The organism is Cohnella sp. CFH 77786 (genome assembly GCF_019400745.1).
In the GTDB taxonomy this organism is placed as follows: Bacteria; Bacillota; Bacilli; order Paenibacillales; family Paenibacillaceae; genus Cohnella.
Genome location: NZ_WJIB01000014.1, coordinates 128,873 through 135,828, shown reverse-complemented (window position 1 = coordinate 135,828; position 6,956 = coordinate 128,873). Strand labels below are relative to the sequence as shown.

Annotated in this window: 6 protein-coding genes; 1 reads left to right on the top strand and 5 read right to left on the bottom strand. The window is 58.3% G+C overall.

Going from position 1 to position 6,956, the window contains the following annotated elements:
- Window positions 1–164: 164 nt before the first annotated feature.
- The 3 genes from GE107_RS19970 to GE107_RS19960 form a co-directional block, all read right to left on the bottom strand.
- Complete coding sequence (locus tag GE107_RS19970; RefSeq protein ID WP_219641807.1) at window positions 165–1,043, bottom strand: ROK family protein; 879 nt, start codon at window positions 1,041–1,043, stop codon at window positions 165–167.
- A 185-nt stretch (window positions 1,044–1,228) separates the two neighbouring features.
- Window positions 1,229–2,221: an ABC transporter substrate-binding protein gene (locus GE107_RS19965; protein ID WP_483298240.1), complete on the bottom strand. Its 993-nt coding sequence runs from the start codon at window positions 2,219–2,221 to the stop codon at window positions 1,229–1,231.
- A gap of 450 nt (window positions 2,222–2,671) precedes the next feature.
- The gene (locus GE107_RS19960) at window positions 2,672–3,568 is read right to left on the bottom strand and encodes an alpha/beta hydrolase (RefSeq protein WP_370636469.1); all 897 of its coding nucleotides are present in this window, start codon (window positions 3,566–3,568) and stop codon (window positions 2,672–2,674) included.
- 540 nt (window positions 3,569–4,108) lie between these two features.
- Between GE107_RS19960 and GE107_RS19955 the strand changes: the two genes are divergently transcribed.
- On the top strand, window positions 4,109–4,975 hold the full coding sequence (locus GE107_RS19955; RefSeq protein ID WP_219641803.1) for a hypothetical protein: 867 nt from the start codon (window positions 4,109–4,111) through the stop codon (window positions 4,973–4,975).
- A 60-nt stretch (window positions 4,976–5,035) separates the two neighbouring features.
- Here GE107_RS19955 and GE107_RS19950 read toward each other — a convergent pair whose 3' ends face one another.
- Together GE107_RS19950 and GE107_RS19945 are read right to left on the bottom strand one after the other, a co-directional pair.
- On the bottom strand, window positions 5,036–5,716 hold the full coding sequence (locus GE107_RS19950; protein ID WP_219641800.1) for an HAD family hydrolase: 681 nt from the start codon (window positions 5,714–5,716) through the stop codon (window positions 5,036–5,038).
- Window positions 5,713–6,948: an MFS transporter gene (locus GE107_RS19945; RefSeq protein ID WP_219641797.1), complete on the bottom strand. Its 1,236-nt coding sequence runs from the start codon at window positions 6,946–6,948 to the stop codon at window positions 5,713–5,715. Before GE107_RS19945 ends, GE107_RS19950 begins: the two co-directional genes overlap by 4 nt.
- Between the last annotated feature and the right edge of the window lie 8 nt (window positions 6,949–6,956).

Sequence of the window (6,956 nt, the reverse complement as noted above, 5' to 3'; positions counted from 1 at the left end):
TTGCCTCCGGCTTCCTTCAGATTCCGCCTCACGACGGACACCCTTGCCCTTGGCTACGGTAGGCGCTCGCCAGCCCCCGTTCGGGACTTTCACCCTAAAGATGACGCCCATGCTGGGCGTACATCAAAGACAATCGGGCAGCCGACGGCTGCCCGATTGTCTTTCTATTTGCTCCTTGCCGCTTCCAACCCCAACGCAAGGGCGCCTGACAAGCCGGCATTATCCCCAAGGCCGGGGGGAACGATATAGGAATCGATACCCGCCATCACCTCGTTCGCACTTACGTATCCGTTCAGGAAACGCTTGACCTCTTCCCGTATCAGAGGCAGCAGATGTGCCTGCTTCATGACCCCTCCGCCCAAAATGATCCGCTTAGGGGAAAGCAGCAATATCGTCCCGGCCACCGCCTGACCGATATAATAAGCTTCGAGCCTCCATGCCGGATGGCTTTCAGACAACCGGCTGCCGGGTACCCCCCACCGCTTTTCTATGGCAGGCCCGGCCGACATCCCTTCCAGGCAATCGCCGTGGTAAGGGCAAATGCCTTCGAAATCATCCTCCGGGTGACGCCTCATCAGGATATGCCCGCCTTCGGGATGTACGAGCCCGTGCACCAGCTTACCTTCCGCATAAACACCAACTCCGATGCCCGTACCCACTGTGAAATAAACGCAGCTGTCCAACCCCCGTGCGGCACCCCAGACGGCCTCGCCAAAAGCGGCGGAGTTCACATCGGTATCCCAGCCGAATGGGACATCGATTGCCCGCCTGAGCGTGCCCAGAAAATCATATCCCGACCAACCGGGCTTCGGTGTCGTGGTAACAAAGCCGTAAGTCGGGCTTTTCCGGTCAATATCGATGGGACCGAAGCTTCCGATGCCTATCGCTTCTACGCCCTTATCCTTGAAATAAGCGATAACCTGCTCTAAAGTTTCGCCCGGTTGTCCGGTTGCAAAGCTTATCCGGTCTTCGATCTCACCAGCTTGATTTCCGATACCGCACACAAACTTGGTGCCTCCTGCCTCAATCGCACCGATACGCACCAGGTTCCCCCCTTAAGTGACTCTCCGATTCCAATCCCTATTATAGCGAGAGAAAAAAACCGAAGCTTGTACAATCCTCATATTGCGACTTTCAAAATCATTGCAATCCCCCGTAGGCCTCATCGATCTTCTTGACCGCATCGAAGACAGCGTCGTCTATGCTGCGCTTGCGAATGACCACGTCTTCAAACATATTTTTCACCGCTTCGGAGCTTGGAGCCCTCATAGCTGGTTACGTAATTGACAAATTTCCAAGCGGCGTCCGGGTTCCTGCTTTTGGAAGAGATGCCGAGCGCCCAACTTCCGTTCGCTACCGCCTGCCTTTTATCCTTCGGTAAAGGCGCGATATCGTAATCCTCTCCAAGCTTGAAATCCGGAAATCGATCCGCGTAATGCGACAGCGACCATGAGCCGTCAATCGTCATAGCGAGCTTCCCGTTTGGAAACGGATCTGCCGGATACTCCAGCGCGGAGACTTTATATTTATTATATAGGTCAACGTAAAATTCAACCGCTCGCTTCGTGTCCGTGGAATCCAGGTAACCTTTCGCCGTTTTTCCGTCGGGACTCATGACCTCGCCACCGAATTGCCAGATGATCGGGTATTTGAAATAAGCGGTCGCTCCCGCGTTCTGGAAGCCCTGAGCAGGATCAATGCCATATATCCCTTTGTCTGGATCCGTTAACTTCTTGGCTGCTTCCAGCACCTGTTCCCATGTCATCGGTTGATCCGGATTATTAGAGGGCAGCGGAATTCCCTTCGCTTCGAACATCTTTTTGTTGTAAAACAGCGCAATCGACGATTCCGTCATAGGCGCCATGTAAATATCCTTCTTGTAGGTGTACGCGGATAAGGTCGTAGCTGGTATGTCCGTTAAATCACCATCCCGCTTAAAGTTCGAAGTAAGCGGTTGCAATGCATCCGCTTCGGCATACGAAGCCATATTGGGCGCGTCAATCGCCATGATGTCCGGCGGATTTCCCGAAGCGATCGCGGTTTTCAGCTTCGTGTCATAATCGGAATAAGGAATCAGAGTCATCTGGACGTTGATTTCCGGATATTTCTCCATAAAGCCGGCAACGAGTCTCCGTTTTCTATCCGGATCGGATCGGCCAGCATTTGCCCTGAGAGCCGATCTCCCCCTCGGGGGAGATTCTCTATAAATGAGCTTACACAAAATTATTGACAGACCCGAACATTATCTTCTCGAACTCATAATTCATCTCCACTTTCAATGACAACGTTGCATTATGAACTTACTCTCCACTTACTTTAGTGCACTTCGAGAAGACGAGAATGTCCTATGGAAATAGGAATGATATAGATAAAATGCAGCTGACATCAACTTTGATGCCAGCTGCATTTTTAATGCTGATCGAGACGACCATTAAAGAACTTTATTTTCAAAACTGAGGTAGTTGCTCCTGCTCCATTAAACAACTTTATTTTCAATTAAAGAACTTTATTTTTCCTCGCCACCAAACGCGGTTTCCAATGGAATTCGCCTTTTTTGTAACCGAACCGTAATATTCCATTCATCATCCTTTCATATTGGGAGGGTAAAATACAAACATGACCCCCCTTTTCAATATATTATCTTGACGGGCTTGCGGCCGATGCCGCAGGCCTATTTTCTTTGTTCCGGAAGGAGATGCGCCGAGAAGAAGGCCGTAACGGCCGGCCAGAATGCCGGATCGCGGTCCGATGAGCTGTGTCCCTCGGATTCCACGAACAGATGCGGAAGGTCGGGTGCTTGCGACAAAACGTACTCGAGTTCCGCGGCAGGCACGTAGGAATCCTTGCGGGAATGGATCAGCAGAACCGGTACGTTGCGTCCCCGAGCGGGATCGGCAAGAATGGCGGCAGGATCCGCCCGCTTCACCGCCGATCGGGGGATCCGGCTGCGCCGGATCATCAAATAGGGAATCAAATAGGCCAGCGGAAACTCCGGGAGCCGGCGTCGCCTGAGCTCAGATCCGATCATGGTGGAGAAACGAACGGGCATGGAGTCCGTTACCAGAGCTTGGATCTGCGCTCCTTCCTCGAGCGCCAGCACGGCCCCGAAGCCCCCGAGGGAATGTCCAATCACGCCGATCCTGCCGGGATCGATGTCCGGGCGACGGCGGAGCCAGTTCAAGGCGGTCAAGAAATCTTCCTTGAACATCAATCCCGAAGGCGTGGGATAGCTGTCGCTGTCTCCATGGCCTCTCGCGTCGTACATTAGAACCGCGTACCCCGCTTCATGCAGCGGCAAGGCATACCGCAGCACCCTCGAACGATTGGAGCCCCAGCCGTGGACGACCAGAACGGCGGGCGGTTTTACGGCGCCCGGCTGCGGCAGCATCCAGCCCCGTACCATCCGCCCTTCACTGTCCCATTCCACCGTCTCGTAAGGGACGGTCGGTCTGGCCGTATTCGGCAGCAACCTCGGTTGCTGGGCCTTCACGGTCAAGCCGTATAAGCCAGCAGCCCCTGCCGCAATAAGACATCCCGCCGCGCCGACCCCCGCGATGACTACATCCACCCGTAGTTCCTCCCGAAGCATGATTTTCTTATTTTATCTTACTCTTACTGCATGAGAAAAACCGCTTGCTCAGCTCTGCTTTCTTAAACATACCTACAACACACCTGAGGAAATCGCAAAAATAATGTCTCCGGAGGCCACAACAGCGTCCGTAGTTGAGGGTTTCGCAGAAATAACGTCTCCGGAAGTCACTACAGCGTTCGTAGTTGAGGGTTTCGCAGAAATAACGTCTCCGGAAGTCACTACAGCGTTCGTAGTTGAGGGTTTCGCAGAAATAACGTCTCCGGAAGTCACTACAGCTATCCGCAAAATCCGCTTCGCCAGACGAGCAGAGCATCAACGAGAGCGCCAGAATCGAATACGACTCCCCTCCCTTCCCCAAAACCATGCCCCGGAAACTTATACTTCTATCAGGCGACGCTCGTCCACCTCATGAAGAAGAAAAGGGACAAAACGCGATGCCACTGGAGAAGCACCGTCATCCGGGCGGGCGCATATCCTGTATCACCTTCATTCGCCTATTCCAAAGGAGGAACGAAAATGTCGAAATCACGGCCGGCCCCTGCCAGGCCGATTAAGCGTAAAGCGATCGGCGATTCGAAAGTGAAGCTGACCTCGCAAACGCCGAAAACGAAGCCTGCTCTCGTACCGGAAGCAACAGGCAAAGTACATTTGCATCAGAAGGGGAACTCCACAGTTCCGCAAAGTCGCGCATACCCTGGCGTCGGTTATCCCAGAGGCGTGCACCCGTTGGGCGGGCTGCCAGGGACCTTGTACCCCTATGGCGGATTGCCCGGCGGCGTGCCCGGTGTTGGTTTCCCCGGCGGCGGCTTCCCCGGCGGGCTTCCCGGCGGCTTCCCCGGCGGGCTTCCCGGCGGCTTCCCCGGCGGGCTTCCCGGCGGCTTCCCCGGCGGGCTTCCCGGCGGCTTCCCCGGCGGCGGACTGCCCGGCGTTGGCTTCCCCGGCGGCGGACTGCCCGGCGTTGGCTTCCCCGGCGGCGGATTTCCCGGCGGCGGATTTCCCGGCGGCGGCTTCCCCGGCGGCGGATTTCCCGGCGGCGGCTTCCCCGGCGGCGGGCTTCCCGGCGGCGGCTTCCCCGGCGGCGGGCTTCCCGGCGGCGGATTTCCCGGCGGCGGGCTTCCCGGTGGCGGGTTCCCCGGCGGTGGAGCAACCGGAGGAATGTTCCCCGGCGGTGGAGCAACCGGCGGAATGTTCCCCGGCGGCGGAGCAACCGGAGGAATGTTCCCCGGCGGCGGAGCAACCGGAGGAATGTTCCCCGGCGGCGGAGCAACCGGAGGAATGTTCCCCGGCGGTGGAGCAACCGGCGGAATGTTCCCCGGCGGTCCGATGTCGCCCGGACATTTGCCCCCCGGATTTATGCCGCCGGGAACCCGCGAACAAAAATAACCGCAAAATGGAACACCCGCCCGGCTTCCTGCCGGCGGGTGTTCTTTCCCGTATCGCCCCTCAAGTCTTCTGCCTCGCCGACTCCAGCCGGTCCACAATCCACGTCAGCGGCCGTTCGGCCAAAGAATCGAGAATCAAATCCGGCCCCTCCGCGGCGAAGTCCATCTGCCGGGTGACCGGGTTCGGCACGATGACGACCTGCATGCCCGCCGCCTTCGCCGCCCTCATCCCGTTCAGCGAATCCTCGACCGCGACCGCTTCATCCGGCCGGACTCCCAGCGCTTCCAGCGCAAGCCGGTACAGAGCCGGATCCGGCTTGACCTTCTCCACGTCGTCCGACGTCTTGATCGTCTCGAAATAACCCCGGATCCCCCTGGCCGTCAGATGCCGGTCGATCCATGTCCGGACCGAACTGGAAGCCAAACCGATCGACAAGCCGAGCCGGCGGGCTTCCTCCAGGATACCGGGCACGCCCGGACGCAATTCGGCTCGCAAGGCTCGCGCCAGCAATTCCTCCTCGAAACGAGCCTTGAGCGTCTCGCGCTCCAGTTTGCGACCGACCTTGGTTTGCAAATCCTCGTAAGGATCGAACGGACCGTCCGCCGTTCCGATACACAAAGCCCACTTCTCGAGTGCAAGCTCGTGCCCATGCTCCTTATACATGTCGCCGAACGCTTCGAACGCGCAGCTCTCGCTGTCGAGCAGCGTGCCGTCGAAATCGAAAATGACCGCTTTTATCATGCATGCACTTCCGTTTCTATAATCGTCGTTTCGCGGATCGTTCGCCGGTACCGGAACGCCCCTAGGAACGCAATCCCCGTACAAACCGCTGCGCCGACGTAGATGACACGGATGCCGTAACGGTCGGCCATCCAGCCGGTGAGCAGAAGCGAGACGCCGTACACCGCAGTCACGACCGCCGATTGCGCCGCGAACACGTTCGGCATCTCCCGAACGGGAGACGCCAGCTGCAGCAGCGTGCGGCTCGCCAGCCCTTTCGCCGATTCGAATATCCCGATTAACAGCATAAACAACAATGCCGTTCCCGGATGCCTGCTGAACGAGAAGGCAAGCACGCAAACGGCCATGCCCGCTCCGCCACTCCAAAACAGATGAGTCAACTTGGCCGCCGCATCCTTCGCATATTTCCCGATCGCCGCATTGGCCAGAATCAGCCCCGCGCAGAAGGCCCCGTTCATCCACCCCCACCACATTTCGCCGGCATGCAGCCGTTCCCGGGCGAAGACGAGCAGCAGCGCTCCGGCGAACGCGGAAGCGAACAAACCCTCCCACACGTCCATCCACAGCACCAAACGCAGCGCGGGAACGCGGAGCAGCGTCCTCCATCCGACGAGGAAAGATCTCCGCGCAACCCCCGGATCCGACCACGCCGCCGAGTCTTCCGTCCCGGCTGCGGGAACTCGCATCGCGACCGCGGCGCCGCCGGCCGCCAGGAGCAGCACAGCCGATGTCCACAGCGACGGCACGGCTCCCAGCCCTGAGACGGTAACGGCCCCGAACGCCCATCCTGCCAAAGAACAAGCTTCGACGACCGCGCCGAGCGTTCCGTTCGCTTTGAGCAGATCCGTCTTCTCCACGATCTGCGGCAGAATCGAAGACCGTGCGGGACCGGCGATCCCCCCCAGGACGGACAACGCGAATACCGTTCCCGTCAGCCATTCCACCCGGGCATCAGGACCGGCGCCTTCCACGTACAGGGCAAGCGCCGCCAGACCGCCGGCCTGCCCGAGCAGGCAGAAGGCCAGCAGCGCTCCGAGGCGGAATTTCCCTAGGGCAAGCGGCGCATACAAGCTGCCTGCCGTCATGCCGATCACCCGAAGCAGCGGAAACAAAGCCGCGACCGCGGCCGATCCGGACTGCCGGTACAGGGTGGTGACGAGCGCCAAAATGTACAAAATATCCCCAAGCGTCGACAAAGCTTGGCCGGACAAGAGCAAGCGAAACCGTTTCATCTCGCCAC